At 60.7% G+C, this 19,797-nt stretch carries 17 protein-coding genes; 10 read left to right on the top strand and 7 right to left on the bottom strand.

The genetic code is table 11. The features are described from left to right. Positions 1–3: 3 nt before the first annotated feature. Both metK and V7747_RS05265 read right to left on the bottom strand, forming a co-directional pair. A complete protein-coding gene (metK, locus tag V7747_RS05270) occupies positions 4–1,188 on the bottom strand; it encodes a methionine adenosyltransferase (protein WP_335615012.1) in 1,185 nt (394 codons plus the stop codon). Further along, positions 1,185–2,201, bottom strand: coding sequence for an ArsR/SmtB family transcription factor (locus V7747_RS05265; protein ID WP_335615011.1), 1,017 nt, complete (start codon positions 2,199–2,201; stop codon positions 1,185–1,187). Before V7747_RS05265 ends, metK begins: the two co-directional genes overlap by 4 nt. Positions 2,202–2,425: 224 nt before the next feature. Here V7747_RS05265 and tkt point away from each other — a divergent pair, with 224 nt between their 5' ends. The 7 genes from tkt (at position 2,426) to V7747_RS05230 (ending at position 10,071) form a co-directional block, all read left to right on the top strand. Beyond that, positions 2,426–4,426, top strand: coding sequence for a transketolase (gene tkt / locus V7747_RS05260; RefSeq protein ID WP_335615010.1), 2,001 nt, complete (start codon positions 2,426–2,428; stop codon positions 4,424–4,426). Between the two features lie 164 nt (positions 4,427–4,590). Beyond that, the gene (gene epd, locus V7747_RS05255) at positions 4,591–5,631 is read left to right on the top strand and encodes an erythrose-4-phosphate dehydrogenase (protein ID WP_335615009.1); all 1,041 of its coding nucleotides are present in this window, start codon (positions 4,591–4,593) and stop codon (positions 5,629–5,631) included. 62 nt (positions 5,632–5,693) lie between these two features. Further along, complete coding sequence (locus V7747_RS05250) at positions 5,694–6,854, top strand: phosphoglycerate kinase (RefSeq protein ID WP_335615008.1); 1,161 nt, start codon at positions 5,694–5,696, stop codon at positions 6,852–6,854. Positions 6,855–7,036: 182 nt separating this feature from the next. Then, positions 7,037–8,101, top strand: coding sequence for a class II fructose-bisphosphate aldolase (gene fba, locus V7747_RS05245; RefSeq protein WP_335615007.1), 1,065 nt, complete (start codon positions 7,037–7,039; stop codon positions 8,099–8,101). 57 nt (positions 8,102–8,158) lie between these two features. Further along, positions 8,159–8,443, top strand: a complete 285-nt coding sequence (locus V7747_RS05240; RefSeq protein WP_335615006.1) for a hypothetical protein — start codon at positions 8,159–8,161, stop codon at positions 8,441–8,443. A gap of 33 nt (positions 8,444–8,476) precedes the next feature. Then, positions 8,477–8,950 carry a hypothetical protein gene (locus tag V7747_RS05235; protein WP_335615005.1) on the top strand — a complete coding sequence of 158 codons (474 nt, stop codon included), beginning with the start codon at positions 8,477–8,479 and terminating at the stop codon, positions 8,948–8,950. 23 nt (positions 8,951–8,973) lie between these two features. Beyond that, the gene (locus V7747_RS05230; RefSeq protein ID WP_335615004.1) at positions 8,974–10,071 is read left to right on the top strand and encodes a PQQ-dependent sugar dehydrogenase; all 1,098 of its coding nucleotides are present in this window, start codon (positions 8,974–8,976) and stop codon (positions 10,069–10,071) included. Between the two features lie 2 nt (positions 10,072–10,073). Here the strand turns inward: V7747_RS05230 and V7747_RS05225 are convergent, their stop codons facing one another. Continuing rightward, a complete protein-coding gene (locus tag V7747_RS05225; RefSeq protein ID WP_335615003.1) occupies positions 10,074–11,117 on the bottom strand; it encodes a helix-turn-helix transcriptional regulator in 1,044 nt (347 codons plus the stop codon). Positions 11,118–11,259: 142 nt separating this feature from the next. On the opposite strand from V7747_RS05225, the gene V7747_RS05220 reads away from it, so the two are divergent. Both V7747_RS05220 and V7747_RS05215 read left to right on the top strand, forming a co-directional pair. After that, the gene (locus tag V7747_RS05220; protein ID WP_335615002.1) at positions 11,260–12,459 is read left to right on the top strand and encodes an alkane 1-monooxygenase; all 1,200 of its coding nucleotides are present in this window, start codon (positions 11,260–11,262) and stop codon (positions 12,457–12,459) included. Continuing rightward, entirely contained in the window at positions 12,456–12,626 is a 171-nt protein-coding gene (locus V7747_RS05215) for a rubredoxin (protein ID WP_335615001.1), read from the top strand. The genes V7747_RS05220 and V7747_RS05215 overlap by 4 nt, the downstream gene beginning before the upstream one ends. On the opposite strand, the gene V7747_RS05210 is transcribed toward V7747_RS05215, so the two are convergent. From V7747_RS05210 to V7747_RS05195, 4 genes are all read right to left on the bottom strand, one after another. Then, positions 12,621–14,555, bottom strand: a complete 1,935-nt coding sequence (locus tag V7747_RS05210) for an SLC13 family permease (protein ID WP_335615000.1) — start codon at positions 14,553–14,555, stop codon at positions 12,621–12,623. The two genes, V7747_RS05215 and V7747_RS05210, sit on opposite strands and share 6 nt — an antisense overlap. Positions 14,556–14,611: 56 nt before the next feature. After that, positions 14,612–15,994 (bottom strand): ATP-dependent RNA helicase DbpA, encoded by a 1,383-nt coding sequence (gene dbpA / locus V7747_RS05205; protein ID WP_335614999.1) that lies wholly within the window; start codon positions 15,992–15,994, stop codon positions 14,612–14,614. Between the two features lie 409 nt (positions 15,995–16,403). Beyond that, positions 16,404–17,357, bottom strand: a complete 954-nt coding sequence (locus tag V7747_RS05200) for a sensor domain-containing diguanylate cyclase (RefSeq protein ID WP_335614998.1) — start codon at positions 17,355–17,357, stop codon at positions 16,404–16,406. A gap of 31 nt (positions 17,358–17,388) precedes the next feature. Further along, the gene (locus V7747_RS05195) at positions 17,389–18,393 is read right to left on the bottom strand and encodes a response regulator (protein WP_335614997.1); all 1,005 of its coding nucleotides are present in this window, start codon (positions 18,391–18,393) and stop codon (positions 17,389–17,391) included. Between the two features lie 256 nt (positions 18,394–18,649). Between V7747_RS05195 and V7747_RS05190 the strand changes: the two genes are divergently transcribed. Further along, complete coding sequence (locus V7747_RS05190) at positions 18,650–19,702, top strand: GGDEF domain-containing protein (RefSeq protein WP_335614996.1); 1,053 nt, start codon at positions 18,650–18,652, stop codon at positions 19,700–19,702. Positions 19,703–19,797: the final 95 nt, after the last annotated feature.

Below are 19,797 nucleotides of genomic sequence, written 5' to 3'. Positions count from 1 at the left end.
GTTTCAGGCCTCGGCGCGCAGCGCCTCGGCTTTGTCTGTCTTCTCCCACGGAAAGGCGGTAAAGGTATCGCCCTTGACCGTCATTTCTACCGGTGTGCGGCCAAAGTGGCCGTACGCTGCAGTGGCGCGGTACATCGGGTGCAGCAGGTCGAGCATGCGCGTGATGGCATAGGGGCGCAGGTCGAAGTGCTGGCGCACCAACTGGATGATCTTGTCGTCGCTGATCTTGCCGGTGCCAAACGTATTGATCGATACCGAGGTGGGTTGCGCCACACCGATAGCGTAGGACACCTGGATTTCGCACTTGTCGGCCAAGCCGGCAGCCACAATGTTCTTGGCCACGTAGCGACCGGCATAGGCGGCGCTGCGGTCGACCTTGGACGGATCCTTGCCAGAGAAAGCGCCGCCGCCATGACGGGCCATGCCACCGTAGGTGTCGACGATGATCTTGCGGCCGGTCAGACCGCAGTCGCCGACCGGGCCGCCAATCACGAACTTGCCGGTCGGGTTGATGTGGTACTGGGTGTCTGAATGCAGCAGCTCGGCCGGCAGCACCTTCTTGACGATTTCTTCCATCACCGCTTCGCGCAGATCAGCCTGGCTGATCTCCGGATTGTGCTGGGTCGAGAGGACGATGGCGTCGATGCCGGTGACGATGCCGTTCTCATACCGGCAGGTAACCTGCGACTTGGCATCCGGGCGCAACCAGTTCAGGGTGCCGTCCTTGCGCGCCTCGGCCTGACGCTCGACCAGTCGGTGCGCGAAGGTGATGGGGGCGGGCATCAGTACGTCGGTCTCGTTGCTGGCGTAGCCGAACATCAGGCCCTGGTCGCCGGCGCCCTGGTCTTCCGGCTTCTGCCGGTCGACGCCCTGGGCAATGTCGGGTGACTGCTTGCCGATGATGTTGATCACGCCGCAGGTGTCGGCGTCGTAGCCCACATCCGACGAGGTGTAGCCGATGTCCTTGATCACGCTGCGCACTAGGTCTTCCAGGTCAACCCAGGCGGTGGTGGTGATCTCGCCGCCAACGATGGCGACACCGGTTTTCACCATGGTTTCGCAGGCCACGCGGGCGAACTTGTCTTCGGCGAGGATGGCGTCCAGTACGGCGTCGGAAATCTGGTCGGCCAGTTTGTCGGGGTGGCCTTCGGACACCGATTCAGAGGTGAAGATCGAGTAATCGCTCATGCTGTTGTCCTTTCCTCGGAGGAAGATGGTTCGGGTTTGGCCAGTTGCAGCAACTGCAGTTGAAAACCGTTGCGCAGGCCAATGTATTGGCTGAGACCGACATCGAGGCCGGCGTCCGTCGCCCAACGGGCAATATCGTCTTGATCAAATCCCAGCCACAGGTCGCCACAGCTGTCGCGTACCCAGCTCTGGTCGTGGCTGCATAGCTCGGTCAGCACCAGGCTGCCACCGGGCTTGAGCAGGTCGGCGAAGCGACGCAGCGCCTCGGCAGGTGCCGGCATATGGTGCAGCACCATGTTGCATACCAGGCAATCGGCCGGGGGCAGCTGTTGCGGCGCCAGCACATCGGCCAGCAGGCATTGCACGTTGCTCAGGCCAGCGTCGCTGCACTGCTGGCGGGCGCGATCAAGCATCGACTCGGCATTGTCCAGCGCAATTACCTGTTGAAACTGGGCTGCCAGGCTGGGCAGAAAGCCGCCTTCACCTGGGCCAACTTCAATGGCCAGCTCGCGCGCAGGCAGCGGCAGCGTGTCGATCAGCGCCAACAGCGGCTCACGGTACAGGCCAAAGTGTGCGATCAGATCCTGCTGCGCCGGCGTGCCGTCGGCAAAGCGCGCGAAGAACTGGCGTGACAACTCGGCACGCTGACCGTGTATCTGGCTGATGGCGGCTAACTGAGCCGGGTCGGCTGGCAGCGCGTCCAGCTCGGCCAGCAGCTGCGCGTGTAACTGGGGCCAGCTGACCTCCGGGGTCGGCAGGCTGCGGCGATAGAAGATTGAGTTGCCTTCACGGCGCGCACTGACCAGGCCAGCGTTGGCGAGCACCTTGAGGTGATGGCTCATGCCTGATTGGCGCATGCTGAAGATCTGCGCCAATTCCAGTACGCCAAAAGAGTCGTTGCGCAGCACCCGCAAAATATCCAGCCGCAGGCTGTCGCCGGTCGCCTTGCAAAAGGTGGCCAGGGCATCCGTGGGGCTGTGAAGGGCGGTATCAATCCGCGCAATGTGGTTCATGTGGGGCAGTGTAGTGGCGATATGGAGTGCTCGCAAGGTCTATATCAAAAAGTTTTGATATAGATTTTGGTGGCCATTCGTCTGGCTGGTCGGGGCTTTACGCAAGGCGTCATGGGGTTTTCATTGCCCGTCGGCGCCGTTTGCGCGAAAATGCCCGCCTTATTTTCCGGCCAGCCGCCTGCTGCGGTTGCTTGCCCATGCCTTGTTAGCCACAGGAGTTGTCCATGCCCAGCCGTCGTGACCGAGCCAATGCCATCCGTGCCCTTAGTATGGATGCTGTGCAGAAAGCCAATAGCGGCCACCCCGGCGCGCCCATGGGGATGGCGGATATCGCCGAAGTCCTGTGGCGCGACTACCTCAAGCACAATCCGGCTAACCCCAATTTTGCCGACCGTGACCGCTTTGTCATGTCCAATGGGCATGGCTCCATGCTGGTCTACTCCCTGCTGCACCTGACTGGCTATGACGTCAGCATCGATGACATCAAGAATTTCCGTCAGTTGCACAGCAAAACTCCGGGCCACCCTGAGTACGGTTATACCCCCGGTGTCGAAACCACCACCGGCCCGCTTGGCCAGGGGATCGCCAACGCTGTCGGTATGGCGATCGCGGAAAAGACGCTGGCCGCCCAGTTCAACCGCGATGGCCACGCCGTGGTAGACCACAACACTTATGTGTTCATGGGCGATGGCTGCCTGATGGAAGGTATCTCCCATGAGGTGTGCTCGCTGGCGGGCACGCTGGGCCTGGGCAAGCTGATCGGCTTTTACGATGACAACGGCATTTCCATCGACGGCGAAGTGGAAGGCTGGTTCAGCGACGACACACCCAAGCGCTTTGAAGCCTACGGCTGGCAGGTGATCCGCAACGTCGATGGCCACGACGCCGACGAGATCAAGACCGCAATCGAGACAGCCCGCAAGAACACTGAGCAGCCGACCCTGATCTGCTGCAAGACCATTATCGGTTTCGGTTCGCCGAACAAGCAGGGCAAGGAAGAGTCGCACGGCGCCGCGCTGGGCGAGGCTGAAATCGTTGCTACCCGTGAGGCCCTCAACTGGCCGCACGCGGCCTTCGAGATTCCCGCCGACATTAAATCCGAGTGGGACGCCCATGAGGCTGGTGCCCGCGCCGAATCAGCCTGGAACGATAAGTTTTCCGCCTATCAGGCTGCTTTCCCTGAGCTGGCCAGCGAGTTGCTGCGCCGCCTGAGTGGTGAGCTGCCGGCCAACTTCAGCGAGCAGGCCGCTGCCTACATCGCGGATGTCGCCAACAAGGGCGAAACCATCGCCAGCCGCAAGGCCAGCCAGAACACGCTGAATGCCTTCGGCCCGCTGTTGCCCGAGCTGCTCGGTGGTTCTGCCGACCTGGCGGCCTCCAACCTGACCCTATGGAAGGACTGCAAGGGCGTGAGTGCGGAAGACGCTTCCGGCAACTATCTATTCTACGGCGTGCGCGAGTTCGGCATGACCGCGATCATGAACGGTATCGCGCTGCACGGTGGCTTTGTGCCCTATGGCGCTACCTTCCTGATCTTCATGGAGTACGCACGCAACGCGGTGCGCATGTCGGCACTGATGCGCCAGCGTGTTATCCACGTTTATACCCACGACTCTATCGGCTTGGGCGAAGACGGTCCGACCCACCAGCCGGTTGAGCAATTGGCCAGCCTGCGCGGCACGCCGAATCTGGATACCTGGCGTCCGGCCGACGCGGTCGAGTCCGCAGTTGCCTGGAAGTACGCGCTCGAGCGTGCTGACGGCCCCAGCGCGCTGGTGTTCTCGCGCCAGAATCTGCCGCACCAGGAGCGTGACGCTGCGCAGCTGGCCGATGTGGCGCGCGGTGGCTACGTGCTCAAGGATTGCACCGGCGAGCCAGAGTTGATCCTGATTGCCACCGGTTCGGAAGTGGGGCTGGCCGTAGAGGCCTGGGCTGCGCTGACCGAACAGGGCAAGCAGGTGCGCGTGGTGTCTATGCCGTCTACCAGCGTGTTCGACCAGCAGGATGCCGAGTACAAGCAGGCCGTATTGCCGCTGGAAGTGGGCGCCCGCATCGCCATCGAAGCGGCGCATGCCGACTTCTGGTACAAGTACGTGGGCCTCGACGGCCGCATCATCGGCATGCAGACCTTCGGTGAGTCGGCGCCGGCCAATGCCCTGTTCGAGGAGTTTGGCTTTACTGTGCAGAATGTACTGCTGGCAGCTGAAGAGCTGCTGGAAGACTGATAGCCGCCGCTGACGGTCAAGCGCTGTCAGCGGGGTATTGCGCAGGTGGGTCGAATGGTCGACCTGTTGCCCCGCCTGCGCATCCCTGCACCAGCGCCCCTTCCAGCAGGCAGCCTTCAGCGTTTTGTGGCTTTTCAATCGACGCCAGGATCAGAAACCTCCCTATGTTATCAGCGCCCCGTGCACCCTATCGCATTGCCCTGAACGGCTATGGCCGCATCGGCCGCTGTGTGCTGCGTGCCTTGCACGAGCGCGGCGACGCTGAGCTGCAGATAGTCGCGCTGAATGACTTGGCCGATCGCGACAGTATTGAATACCTTACTCGCTTCGACTCCACCCATGGCCGCTTTCCCGGCGAGGTGCGGCTCGATGGCGACTGCCTGCGGGTGGAGGGTCAGGATATTCAGGTGCTGCGCCAGTCCGAGCCGGAAGGCGTTGACTGGCAAGGGCTGGGTATCGACCTGCTGCTGGAGTGTTCGGGGCAGTACACCACACGCGAGCAGGGCCTGCGTTTTGTCCACGCGGGTGTGCCACGGGTGTTGTTTTCGCAGCCGATGGCCAGCGAGCAAGCGGTGGACGCCACACTGGTTTACGGCGTAAATCACCAACAGCTGCCGAGCGATGCGCGGCTGGTATCCAATGCGTCCTGTACCACCAATTGCGGTGTGCCCTTACTCAAACTGCTGAACGAGCAGTTGGGACTGGAGCAGGTTTCGATCACTACCCTTCATTCGGCAATGAACGATCAGCCGGTGATTGATGCCTACCACCATAGTGATTTGCGGCGCACGCGCTCGGCCTTTCAGTCGATCATCCCGGTTTCTACCGGGCTGGCGCGGGGGATCGAGCGCTTGTTGCCGGAACTGGCAGGGCGTATTCAGGCCAAGGCGGTGCGGGTGCCCACGGTGAACGTGTCTGCGCTGGACATCACCTTGCTCTGCGCGCGCGATACCAGTGCTGAGGAGGTCAACCGTCTGTTGCGTGAGGCTGCCCAAGGGCCGCTTGCCGGCCTGCTGGACTACACCGAGCTGCCGCATGCCAGTTGTGACTTCAACCACGATCCGCATTCAGCGATTGTCGATGGCAGCCAGACTCGGGTCTCCGGCCCGCGACTGGTGAATCTGCTGGTCTGGTTTGATAACGAATGGGGCTTTGCCAATCGCATGCTGGATGTCGCCGGCTATTGGCTGCAGCGTGAGCGCTGAAGTCGGTTGGCGCGGCAAACTAGATTTCGAGTTTTGACAGTTAACCAATCAAGGAGCGGGAAATGACCGTACTGACCATGAATCAGCTGGACCTGAAAGGCCAGCGTGTACTCATTCGTGAAGACCTCAATGTGCCGGTCAAGAACGGCCAGGTGAGCAGCGATGCACGTATTCTTGCCTCGCTGCCGACCATCAAGCTGGCGCTGGAGAAGGGCGCAGCGGTCATGGTGTGCTCGCACTTGGGTCGCCCGGAAGAAGGCGTGTTCAGTGAAGAGAACAGTCTGGCACCGGTCGCTGCCTACCTGAGCAAGGCATTGGGCCGTGAAGTCCCGCTGATCCGCGACTACCTGGGCGGCGTGACCGTAGAGTCTGGCGAGGTAGTACTGTTGGAAAATGTTCGTTTCAATCCGGGCGAAAAGAAAAATACCGATACTCTGGCGCAGGAATACGCTGCGCTCTGTGATGTCTTTGTGATGGACGCCTTTGGCACTGCTCACCGCGCGCAGGGCTCCACCCACGGCGTTGCCAAGTTTGCCAAAGTCGCCTGCGCCGGCCCGCTGCTGGCGGCGGAGCTGGACGCGCTGGCCAAGGCGCTGGACAAGCCGGCGCGTCCGATGGCGGCCATCGTGGCGGGTTCCAAGGTGTCGACCAAACTGGACGTGCTCAATGCGTTGTCGGAAAAATGCGATCAACTGATCGTGGGTGGCGGTATTGCCAATACCTTCCTTGCCGCTGCCGGTCTGCCGGTCGGCAAGTCCCTGTACGAGGCCGACCTGCTGGATACCGCCAAGGCGATTGCCGCCAAGGTCAGCGTGCCGCTGCCAGTTGACGTCGTCGTTGCCAAGGCCTTTGCCGAAGACGCCGAAGCCAGCATCAAGCTGGTCGCGGATGTTGCCGACGATGACATGATTCTGGACATCGGCCCGCAGACAGCCGCGCAGTTCGCCGAGCTGCTGAAGGCCTCCGGCACCATTTTGTGGAACGGCCCGGTTGGCGTCTTCGAGTTTGATCAGTTCGGCGAGGGCACCAAGGCGCTGGCGCTGGCGATTGCCGAGAGCCCGGCTTTCTCGATTGCCGGCGGTGGCGACACTCTGGCGGCTATCGACAAGTACGGCGTGGCCGAGCAGATTTCCTATATTTCCACCGGTGGCGGTGCCTTCCTCGAGTTTGTCGAGGGCAAGGTGTTGCCCGCCGTAGAAGTGCTGGAGTCGCGCGCGCAATAAATTCAGCTTCACGCGAATTGCTGCAAAGAAGCAAACGATAAGCTGCCCCCTTGCGGCCAAGCCGGGCGCAAGGGGTGACCAAGCTCAAGCGAGACGAGTAAACTGTCCGAATGTACCGGGCAGCTTGCCACTTGAGGCTAGCAGCTTGTCGCCATGACAACTTTTTTATGGAGAAATAGATTATGGCCCTGATCAGCCTGCGCCAGATGCTCGACCACGCCGCCGAATACGGCTATGGCGTGCCCGCGTTCAACGTCAACAACCTGGAGCAGATGCGCGCCATCATGGAAGCGGCCGACAAGACCGACTCCCCGGTGATCGTGCAAGCCTCGGCCGGTGCCCGCAAGTACGCTGGCGCACCTTTTCTGCGTCATCTGATTCTGGCCGCGATCGAAGAGTTTCCGCACATTCCTGTGTGCATGCACCAGGACCACGGCACCAGTCCTTCGGTGTGCCAGCGCTCCATCCAGCTGGGTTTCTCCTCGGTGATGATGGACGGCTCACTGGGTGAAGACGGCAAGACGCCTACCAGCTACGAATACAACGTGGACGTTACTCGTCGCACCGTCGAAATGGCGCACGCCTGCGGCGTGTCCGTAGAAGGCGAGCTGGGTTGCCTGGGCAGCCTGGAAACCGGGATGGCCGGTGAAGAGGATGGCATTGGCGCCGAGGGTGTGCTCGACCACAGCCAGATGCTGACCGACCCGGAAGAAGCCGCTGACTTCGTCAAGCAAACCGGCGTTGACGCGCTGGCAATCGCCATCGGCACTAGCCACGGTGCGTACAAGTTCACCCGTCCGCCGACAGGCGATATTCTCGCCATCGAGCAGATCAAGGCGATCCACCAGCGTATCCCCGATACCCATCTGGTGATGCACGGCTCTTCTTCCGTGCCGCAGGAATGGCTGAAGGTTATCAACGAGTTTGGTGGCGAAATACCGGAAACCTACGGTGTGCCGGTGGAAGAAATCGTTGAGGGCATCAAGTTTGGCGTACGCAAGGTCAACATCGACACCGACCTGCGTCTGGCCTCCACTGGTGCGGTACGCCGCTTCATGGCGCAGAACCCAGCCGAATTTGATCCGCGCAAGTTCCTCGCCAAGACCGTCGACGCCATGCGCGACATCTGTATTGCCCGCTACGAAGCCTTTGGCACCGCCGGCAATGCCTCCAAGATCAAGCCGATCTGCCTGGATGACATGTTCGAGCGTTACGCGCGCGGCGAACTGGATCCCAAGATCAACTGAGATGCAGTGCAGGGCGGCTTCGGCCGCCCTGTTGCGATCTGACACCGAGACAATCCTATGCAGCAAAACGATGATGAGGTCGACGAGGCTTTTGCCCAGAGCAAGCTGATTGAGGCTATCGAGAATCAGCTCGCCGCCGGTGAACCCGCGGCGACCCAAGCTACGCTGAACAAGCTGACCCTGGTTGGCTATGCCCGGGAAGAAAGCCTGGAATTGATGGCGCAGGTGCTGGCTCACAGCATTGGCGTCATGCTCGACAGCGATCAGCCCTTTGACACGCCGGCCTATGAACAGGCGCTGCGCAACTTGCCAGAGCTGCCTGAAGGCCGCGCCGACGTTTGAATCCACACCCTTTGTCTGATCAGGAAAACAAGAATGAAGCTCGTATCCGTACTGCGGATCATCCTTTTCTATCTGCTCGCGGTGGCGCTCGCCACTGTACTGGGCAGTCTGGTGCAAACCCAGTTCAACCTGCTGTTTCTGCAAGAGATGAGCGTGCCGGTGGACATGCCCACACGCTTTGCCACCAGCTGGCACGACCTGCTGCACTTCACCCCTATTTTTGCCGTGATGGTGGCTGCAACCCTGCTGTTGGCGCTGCCGGTGGCTGAAGCACTGGGACGTATTTTCAAGCCCTGGCGCGGCCTGCTGTATCTGTTGGCCGGTGGTGGCGGCATCTGGGTCGCCTTTACCCTGGCCAATCACCTGCTGCCGATGCCTACCTTTATCGCCGCGACGCGGGTTACTTCGGGCCTGCTGTGCATGATGCTGGCGGTCGGTCTGGGCAGCTGGCTGTTCGGCCGCTTGACCAAACCCAAGGCGCGCCGTGGGCTGCGGGTGCTGGGCTGAAGCCCGGTAAAAGGAGAATTGCCATGTTGAATAAATCCGTTTTTGCCGTTGGCCTGTTGCTGGCCGCCAGTGCCAGTCAGGCTGCCGAGTATCAGGTAACGCCAGTGGCTGAAGGTCTGGCCTATCCGTGGTCGCTGGCGTTTCTACCCGATGGCGGCATGTTGGTGACCGAGCGTGCCGGACGATTGCGCCTGATCAATGCAGCCGGTGAACTGCAGGCCGAGCCTGTCAGCGGTGTGCCTGATGCCTTCGTCAATAGTCAGGCCGGTCTGATGGGGCTGGCGCTGGCGCCCGACTTTGCCGAGTCGGGCGAGTTGTTTCTCAGCTACGCCTGCGGCACCGCTGAGGCCAACCATACTTGTTTGGCCTCAGCTCGCTTCAACGGTAGCGCCCTGGAAAACACGCAGGAGATCTTCCGCGTGGAGCCGGCCAAGAAAGGCAGCGCACACTATGGCGGGCGCATCGCCTTTCTGGCCGATGACACCCTGTTACTGACCCTGGGTGATGGCTTTGACTACCGCGAGCAAGCGCAGAATACGACCAACCATCTGGGCAGTATCGTGCGTTTGAATCGCGATGGTTCCGCGCCGCAGGACAACCCCTTTGTTGCTGAGTCGGGCGCGCAGCCGGAGCTCTACAGCATCGGTCACCGCAACGTACAGGGCATTGTGGTCGACGCGGACACGGGTCGGATATTCAGCCATGAGCACGGTCCGCGCGGTGGCGATGAGATCAACCTGATCGAGGCCGGCAAGAATTACGGCTGGCCGAAAATTACCTATGGCATCGATTACGACGGCGCGCAGGTCTCGCCCTACACCGAGCTGCCGGGCCTGGAGCAACCCTTGTTGCACTGGACTCCGTCCATTGCGCCGTCCGGCATGACGCTCTATCGCGGCGAGCTGTTCCCGCAGTGGCAGGGTAATCTGCTGGTCTCGGCGCTAGCCGGCAAAGAGGTACGCCGGGTGGTGCTGGATGGCACTCAGGTAGTTGAGCAGGAGAGTCTGTTCAAGGAGTTGGGCGTGCGTTTTCGCGATGTTCGCACCGGGCCTGATGGCGCGCTCTACCTGCTGACCGACAGTGCCAAGGGTAGCGTCCTGCGCGTCACCCCGGGCAACTGAGCTTAGCCGGCTGTCGGCACTTGCTGGGACTGGTGCCGCAGGCGGTAGTCGCGCGGCGCACAGCCGTGCCAGCGCCTGAAGGTGCGACTGAAGTTACTGGTGTCCTGGTAACCCAGACGTTCGGCGATACGCTCCATGCTCAGCTCGGAGTGCAACAGCAGCCAGGTGGCTTGCTCGCTGCGCAGGTCGTCGAGTAACACCTGGTAGCGGGTGCCTTCGCTGTGCAGGTGGCGAATCAGCGTGCGTGCGCTCAGGTTCTCCTGGGCGGCCAGTTCGGCCAGCGTGGGGTAGGGTGGTTCACAGCGCAGTAGCCGCAGTTTGATGCGTTCACTCATGGAGCCGCACCGTTGCTGACGGTCCAGCTGGTGTTCGCAGTCGCGCAGTGCCTGTGCGCAGGCATCGGCATCCGCTCCCAGGCAAGGTTGCTGTAGCAGGCCTTGCGGTAAATGAATGCGCAGCGCATCGCTGCCAAACCGCCAGCGTGCGGCATATCCCTCAACCTCGGTCCACCAATCAGGTCGTGCCAGCGGCCAGTCAATCCCTATCAGCTGTTGTAGCGGCTGCCCGCCGAGGGTTTCCAGCAAGCGCAGCATACCGGTCACGAAGTGCCCCAGCAGGTACTCGCGTAGCGTATCCGGCACCTTCAACTCATCCAAAACCAGCACTGGAGGCTCAACCGATTCCAGACGAAAGCGTGCCAGATGCTGGCGCAGGCTGGCGTAGCGCTCGCTGAGCAGAATACCTTCTTTGAGTGTGCTGGCGGTCACCGCGGCGTAGCCGGCTGGGCCGTGTGCACTGACATCGGTGTGCATACCCACGGCAAAGCCAAGCCAGGGTTGCCCGCTCAGGGCGACAGCCTGCAATAGCAGGGTCTGCAGCTGGTTCAGGTTGAGGAAGTGGTTATCGTGCAGCAGTCGCTGCCAATCCAGTGCGCTGTCGGTCTGCAACTGGGTGGCGTTAAGTCCCTGGCGCAGTAGCTCGGCGTAGACCAGTCGGGCATACACCGGGTGAACCGCCGGGCCAAGCCAGTAGGGGGCTGATGGCATGCTGGGCCTGCTTTATTGTTGTTGGTTGTGCGTGCGCTGTTGTCACAATATGACGATAAATTGCCGCTTGCAACGGGTGTGGCAGCGGCAGGTGAGGCAGAAGATGTAACGGTCATAGCCATAACAACAAGAGGATGACCGCATGACTGCTTTCGCTGCGCAGGATAATGGCCTGTCGGGCTACGTGGATCGAAAACGCCGGCTCTGGCTGTTTTCGTTGATGGTGCCGGGCCTCGCTCTGGTAGGCCCGCTGCTTTATATGTTTGTGTCGCCGCAGATCATCTGGCTGTGGCTGTCCACGCTGTTTGGTTATGTCGTGATTCCGATGCTCGACGGCGTGCTTGGCGAGGACCTCAGCAATCCCCCCGAAGAGGCGGTGCCGGCGCTCGAAGCCGACCCCTATTACCGCTATGTTACCTACGCGCTGGTGCCCATTCTGTGGGCCAGCTTTCTGGTCAATATCATTTTTCTTGGTACCCACGAGTTGCCCTGGTACGGCACCCTGGCGGTGATCCTGGCGACCGGCGGGTCGCTCGGCTTTGGGCTCAATCTGGGGCATGAAATGGGCCACAAAAAGAGCGCGCTGGAGCGCTGGCTGGCCAAGATAACCTTGGCGTTGGGGTGTTATGGACACTTTTTTGTCGAGCACAATCGCGGCCATCATCGCGACGTCGCTACCCCGGAAGATCCCGCCTCGGCGCGCATGGGCGAGAGTATCTACCGTTTCGTCTTCCGCGAAATGCCCGGCGCCTTCTTCCGGGCCTGGGATCTGGAGGCGCAGCGGTTGGACCGCTGTGGCAAGTCGGTCTGGAGCCTGGATAACGAAATCCTGCAACCGGGGCTGATCAGCGCCGTGCTCTATATCGGGCTGATCGCCTGGCTGGGCATAGAAATGCTGCCGGTGATGCTGCTGATCGCGTTCTGGGGTGCCTTCCAGCTGACCCAGGCGAATTACCTTGAGCACTATGGCTTGCTGCGCCAGAAGCAGGCCAGCGGCCGTTATGAGCGCTGCCAGCCGCACCACTCCTGGAACAGCAATCACCTGTTTTCCAACTGGGCGCTGTTTCACCTGCAGCGCCATTCCGACCACCATGCTCATCCCACGCGGCGTTATCAATCACTGCGCGACTTTCCGGACTTGCCGCGGCTGCCGAACGGCTACTTCGGCATGTATCTGCTGGCCTACTTCCCGCGCCTGTGGTTTCGCGTGATGGACAAACGTCTGCTGGATGCGGTTGATCGCGACCCCTCACGGATCAACTTTCTGCCGGCCAAGCGCGACATGCTGATTCGTCAGTATGGCCTTGAGGAAAAAGGTGCCGCCGAGGAGGTCGCCGCATGAGTCGTTACCGCTGCCCGGAGTGTGATTACGAGTACGACGAGGCCGAGGGTGACCCGCACCAGGGGTTTGCCCCCGGTACCCGCTGGGAAGCGTTGCCGGACAGCTTTACCTGCCCGGATTGTGCGGTGCGCTACAAGGAAGACTTTGTCCCGCTGACAGCTTCATAGCGGCCAGACCCACAACAGCATGGGAATGCTGATCAGCACCACCAGTATTTCCAGTGGCAGCCCGAGCCGCCAATAGTCGCCAAAGCGGAAGCCACCCGGCCCCAGGATCAGCGTGTTGTTCTGGTGGCCGATGGGTGTCAGGAAGGCGCAGGAGGCGCCAATTGCCACCGCCATCAGGAAACTGTCGGGATTGACACCCAACTGACTGGCGACGCTGAGGGCGATCGGGCACATGACGGCCGCGGTTGCTGCGTTGTTCATGAAATCGGAGAGCGTCATGGTGACGACCAGCATCAGCGTCAGCGCGATGATGGCATTGCCTTGGGCAAAGTGTTGCAGCAAGGTCTGCGCCAGCAGGTCGGCGGCGCCAGTGTCGGCCATGGCGGCGGCCATTGGCATCAAGGCTGCCAGCAGGACGATGATCGGCCAGTCCACCGCTTCATAGATGCGCCGCAGCGGAATGACCCGAGTCAGCATGTAGCCGAGCACCCCAGCCATGAAAGCCACGGCCGCCGGTAGTATGCCGAACGCGGCCAGGGCGATGGCGCCAAGCATGATGCTGACAGCATAAAGTGCCTTGCGTCGGTCCGGAATCAGGATTGAGCGTGGAGCCAGCGGGACGCAGCCGTACTCGCTGGCAAAGCCGGAGATGGCCTCGGGGGTGCCTTGCATCAACAGCACGTCGCCGGCCTGAATCTCGGTCCAGCGCAGGCGTCGAATGGATCTGTGACCCCGCCGCGAGATTGCCAGCAAATTGATGCCGAAGCGTGTGCGCAGCTGAATGTCTGATGCGCTGCGGCCAAGGATGGTGGCGCTGGGCTGCACAGCCAGCTCCTGCACTGCGATCTCGTCGGAGAGGGCGGGCTTGCTGTCGTTCTCTTTCTGCGGCTCCTTGGCCTTGGCGGTTTCGGTGTCCTGTACGCCGTTGGAATCCTTCACTGCCTGCGCGGTATCAGCTTCGCCTGCGGCGCTGTCCTGTGCGGCACTAGCGTCCTCGTCTCCATTGGCAGCATCCGCTTCCGCCTTGTCTGGGCTGCTCGGGGCTACCGCTTCCTCAAGTTTCAGGCCCAGCCGGGTCAGTGAAGCGCCAAGGCCCTCTGGTTCTGCCTCGATCACCAGAATATCGCCAGCGCGTAGCAGGCGCCCGGGCAGGGGGGCGGTGACGCGAAAGTCGTTACGCACCATGCCGACGATCTGTGCGTCGTTATCTTCCAGTAGCTGTTCAACTTCCGCCAGCGTCTTGCCATCAGCCTTGCTGTCGGCGTCGATGTGCACTTCGGTCAGGTAGGTGCCGGTATCAAAGCTGCCAACGTCTGGCTGCGCCCGTTTGGGTACTAGCCAGCGACTGGCCAAGACCACGAACAGGACCCCTCCAAGGGCGACGCTCAGGCCGACCGGGGTGAAGTCGAACATGCCGAAGTTGCCCAGGTCCTGGCGGGCGCGGAAGCCCGATACGATGAGGTTGGGCGGTGTACCGATCAGCGTGGTCATGCCGCCAAGAATGGTGCCGAAGGCCAGGGGCATCAGTACTCGCCCCGGGGGCAGGCCTTCGCGAGCGGACAGCTGCAGGGCCAGCGGCATCAGTAGTGCCATGGCGCCAACGTTGTTCATGAAGGCCGACAGGCAGGCGCCCAGCAGCGTCAGCACCGCCAAGCTGAGCAGGCCGCCACGCTTGGGTAGTGCGCGCTGCGCCAAGGCTTCTACTGCGCCGGTGGTTTGCAGGCCTTTGCTGAGGATCAGCACCGCAGCCACGGTGATCACCGCGGGGTGGCCAAAGCCGACGAAGGCATCTGCAGCGGGCGTCAGGCCTGTCAGCACGCAGGCCATGAGCGCGGCGAGGGCGACGACGTCGTGGCGCCAGCGGCCCCAGAGAAACAGGGCAATGGTACAACCGAGGATCAACAGAATCAGTTGCTGACTGGCATCCATGAACAGCCCTCGTTATCAGGTAGCGATGCAGGTAAAACGGTTTTTAGTTTGCCGATTCAGGGCAGTAGGCGAACCTTGAAGCGCCGCCCCTTGATCTTGCCGTCGCTTAATCTGGTCAGCGCTAGCTTGGCTTGATCGCGGCGAATGGCAACCAGCGCCTGAAAGTCGCTGATGCTGATCTTGCCAATGGCATCGCCTGGCAAACCCGCGTCACCGGTCAGGGCGCCGAGCAGGTCGCCAGGGCGCATTTTGTCCTTGCGGCCACCGGCCACGGCGAGGGTACGCATCGGGGCTGTCAGTGGTTGCTCCAGTTTGGCTGGCAGGCTGTCGATTTCCTGCCAGTCAAGCGGCTCGCTGCTGTTGTCTTCGATTGCGCGCAGACGTTTGAGTTCACGCGGAGCTACCAGACTGAGTGCCAGGCCGGATTGGCCTGCGCGGCCACTGCGGCCGATGCGGTGGGTGTGGGCTGCGGGATCGGCAGAGAGTTCAACGTTGATTACCGCCGCGACGCCTTCGATATCGATACCGCGAGCGGCAACGTCGGTGGCGGTAAGTACGCTGCAGCTCTGGTTGGCAAACAGCGCCAGTACCTGATCACGGTCGCGTTGCTCCATGTCACCGTGCAGCGCCTGAGCGCTGATGCTGTTGGCATTGAGGAAGTCGGCCAATTCCTGACACTGTTGCCGCGTATGACAGAAGGCAATGCAAGGTTGCGGACGATTGGCTGCGAGCAGGCGCAGCACAGCGTCGAAGCGCTGCGCGTCGTCTATCTCGTAGAAGCGTTGGGTGATGGGGTTGCTCGGGCTGGCATCTTCGATGGTCACCTGCTGCGGGTTGCGCATGAACTCTGCAGCAAGCGCTTTCAGGCCGGCCGGGTAGGTGGCCGAGAACAGCAGGGTCTGACGCCGGGCAGGGGTATGCCCGATGATCTCGCGAATGGGATCGACAAAGCCCATGTCGAGCATGCGATCGGCCTCATCCAGTACCAGGCAGTTGAGGTGATCGAGCGCCAAAGTACCGCGGGCCAAGTGGTCCTGAATGCGACCGGGCGTGCCAACAATAACATGGGCGCCCTGTTCCAGCGAAGCGGCTTGGGGGCCGAAGGGCGTGCCGCCGCAGAGGGTGATAATCTTGATGTTGGGCAGGCCGCGCGCCAGGCTGCGCAGCGCGGTAGCGGTCTGAGTAGCAAGTTCGCGGGTGGGGCTGAGTACCAAGGCCTGACAACCAAAAAACTGCGGGTTCAGCGGTGCCAGCAGACCAATACCAAAGGCGGCGGTCTTGCCGCTACCGGTGCGTGACTGAGCCAACAGATCGTCGCCTTGCAGAATCAACGGCAGGGCTTCGGCCTGGATGGGGGTCATGCTTGCATAGCCCATTTGCTGCAGCGTATCGAGCATGGCTGTGGGCAGTTTCAGCGAGTCAAAGGCGGTCGGGTTCACGGGGTGGGCCTGCAGCAGAGAAAGGCTTTGCAGTGTACCAGATCGCCGCTGCCAGCCGGCAGCGTGTCAGCGCCGAATACGCGTCTTGCGGAAGCCCCCGTGGCTGATGAATGAGCCGGTGTCGCCGGTCACCCAGTAACGGGTAGCGCGATAAAACGCCTGTGCTTTTGACGTGTGGTAACTCCGGGCCTTGCGATACGCCCAGCGCCACCCTCGTTTGGGTTCGCTCATGATAGGACTGCCGTATGTTGTGTTGACGTGCTATGGCTTGGCTGTTGTCAAAAAAACGTCTATTAGGCAGATTATGGCTCTATAGTGTCTCTTCCTTGACGCCTAGCCTCCTTTTTTCCGCATCATACGCTCGAATTGTGTAGATGTGAAACGGTTCGCAAAAATGAGGCGAAACTTGTTATTCGGCCACCGTGGTGCGGTTGCGGCCCTCTTCCTTGGACTGATATAGGGCTTTGTCGGCCTGCTCTATCAGGGCCTGATAATTTTCCATGGCGTCAGTCAGGCGGGCGACGCCCAAACTGATGGTAAATTTCAGGGGCGTGCCCTGGTGATCCAGCTGTTGCCGTTCAACGCTCTGCCGCAGGCGCTCGGCAAACTGCTGGGCCCCCTCAAGCGCGGTATCGGGCAACAGCACCACAAACTCTTCACCGCCGTAACGACCGCAGAAATCCGTTTCCCTGGCCAATTGCTCGGTCAGGCGCGCGGTGGTGCGGATCACTTCGTCTCCGGCCTGGTGACCAAAGGTGTCGTTGACCTTCTTGAAGTGGTCAATATCGAACATCACCAGACTGACCTCATTGTCGTAGCGTTGATGCCGGGCAAACTCGTGCTCCAGGCAGCTCTCCCAGTAGCGACGGTTGAGCAGGCCGGTGAGGCCGTCCCGCAGCGCCAGCTCACGGAGCTTATTATTGGCAGACTCTAGTTGCCGTTTGTTTACAGCAACACCGGTTACATCATAAATAATCAGGCAGACATGGTCGGTTTTGCCGTTGCTGCTGCGCAACGGCAAGATGGTGACGTTCTGGTACATCTCGTCAGCCAGGCCCGTGATGGGCTGGTAGCTCTTGAAACGAAACAGGTTGGGACGCTGCTCCCAGATAGTGAACGCGCGGGTCCCAAGCATTACCGAGGTTTCGACCTTCTGAGTGAACCAGCTTTGATCGATTTCCGGAAAGAGTTCAAACAGCGAGCTCTCGTTGGCTTGCGTCGAGCCAAGGCCGGAGTGGTTTTCCATGAAGCTGTTCCAGACCTCGATGCGGTAGTCGCGGTCCATCACCACGACGCCCACATCAATGCTTTGCACGATGTCGAGCAGCCAATGGAGTTCGTCGATGTCAAACTGAGCAGCCATGCGCCTTGCCTATGTTCGGTTGATTACCTGATCAGTTGATCATGAAGTCGAGGGTCTCCCGCAGCCGGGGTACCGAATCCTCGGTAAACAGCAGCAACAGGTCGAAGTGGATTTCCAGGTTCTCGAGGCCATAGCTGATTTCGACCGCCAGGGTGCGCTTCCAGCGACGCTGGTTGATGCGGATCAGATCTTCAATCGGACAGTGCTGCCCGAGCACCAGAGGGTGCCCCTGCGAGAGTGTAATGTTGAGCTGCTCTGACAGGCCGTTGAGACACGCGCCAATGATGATGCTGGCCAGGTCCAGCAGCATTTCGAGCTGGGCGCTTTCATCTTCCTGTGCATTGAGCAGGCGTGCCACATCCTCGATTTCCGAGTCGTGGAATATCAGGAGTGCCTCGCCCGCGACACCGCCGCCGATAAAACCCTGACAGATGGCCGACAAGCGTTGGCCACGCTGGGCGTCGGCCAACGCCATATGCAGTTCACCGACTTCAAGAATGTTGACGTTCGGAATCGGCAGCTTGATGAAAATACCCAGCACGCGCCCGAGCAGCTCGGCGGCCCGGCCCATGGCCACGTTGGATACTTCACGGAAGGCGTCGCGGAAGGAGACGTTGGGCAGCGGCAGCTGGCTGGTGTGATGGTCGTCCGGCGCGGTGGTCAGCGGTACCTCAACGCCAAGAGAGTTGAGCGCTTCGGCCAATTGGATAGGGTCAGCGGGTTTCTTGATGAAGGCGCGTGCGCCCAGTGCCTTGGCACGCCTGACGGCTTCTTCCTGAACGTCGCCAGAGACGACGATGACCTCAGGAGTCAGCGCCTCTTCTCTCAGGGCCGCCAGTACGCCAAAGCCGTCGAGCTCGGGCATGGTCAGGTCAAGCAGAACAATTTGCCCTGCACCGGCGCGAATGGCCTCCAGGCCTTCAAGCCCGTTTGTGGCCTGGGTAATGCGGAACGGCCAGTTTGCCGGCAGCGCTCGAATCAGCTGCTTGCGAGCCATATTGGAGTCGTCACATACCAGCAAGGGGATTGCGGTCACTTCTTGATCCTTGGCGCTATTGGTCTGGTTTTCGCTGCCGTTGTTACTATTGATAAAGGCACATGGCCATTAAATAGTCTATTTTGCAAGCATGACAACTTATTGACCTCTTGAGAAGACATTCAACAGAAATGCCATTGTTTTTTCAGACGGCATTCGCATATTGAGCAATTGCATGGATACTATGAGCCTATGGTTTGTCCCGAAGTAGGTTGCTGCGGCGCGATGTATCGCGCCATACAACAAGAGGAAAACAATGCCCGAGCAACTAGAACAGGATCAGAGTCATCGCCGCTCGGTATTGCGTGCGCTACTTTGGCTGACCTTGGGGTTTGGTCTCATCTTCGCAGGATTGAACGTGGTACGGGGCCTTTATCTGCTCGCCTCGCTTGAGCTTCTCTACGCACTTTTCGCGCTTTGTCTGATACCTGTGATACCTACCACGAGACACCTGGTGGCCTGGACCATCGCCTACCTGGTGCCGTTCTTTTGCATCATGGTATTTGCACTGCTGTTGCCCAATACCTCGTTCACTGTGTTTGCCTGGATCCAGACCATTCCGATTATTTCCTATCTGCTGCTGGGTTTGCGTGGCGGATTGTGGATGTCGCTGTGCTTCATTTCTGCCGCGGTGGTGGCGTTCAATGTGCGTTACATCACCGGAGAACATGCGCTGAACGCGCTGATTATTACCAATCTGGCGTTCAGCAGTCTGGCGGTCATGCTGTTTTCGCATATCTACGAACGCAGTCGGGTGCGCAATGAACGACGTTTGATCGAGTTGGCCGGTACTGACAGCCTGACAGGTATTGCCAACCGCATGCGCCTCAACGAGGAGTTCCAGCGGTTGCGCAGCCAATCCGAACGCAGCGGCATGGCGCTTTCGCTGGTCGTGTTGGATCTCGATTTCTTCAAGCGGGTGAATGATCAGTACGGGCATGATGTTGGCGACAAGGCCCTGCAACACGCGGCGGCTTTGCTGGCCAGTCGGTTGCGTGGCTCTGATCTGGCCTGCCGGCTGGGCGGGGAAGAGTTTGCCCTGCTGCTGCTTGGTGCCGATCATGCGCAAGCCGCCCGGCTTGCCGATCAACTGCGCCAGCAGTTGTATGCGGCGCCCTTGCGGGTGGCCGGCGGAAGCACACTGCAGATCAGTTTTAGCGGTGGGGTGGCAACCCTGGGGCAGGACGGCGATGATCTCAGCGCTCTGCTGAAGGTGGCTGATCGGCGCATGTACGAGGCCAAAGGGCTGGGCCGCAACCGTATTGTTGCGGCAACGGCGTTATCGCCAGCCGTCGACTGCACGGATTGAATTGCTGGTAAATGATGCCGGCAGAGGGCTGTTGCCGAACTACACTGAGGTCATGACTGACTGACTGACTGACTGATCGGTGAGGAGGCAGTGCC

The organism is Halopseudomonas sp. (assembly GCF_036960865.1).
GTDB lineage: Bacteria > Pseudomonadota > Gammaproteobacteria > Pseudomonadales > Pseudomonadaceae > Halopseudomonas.
The sequence above is the reverse complement of the archived record's forward strand: the minus strand, read 5'-3'. Positions and strand labels throughout refer to the sequence as shown.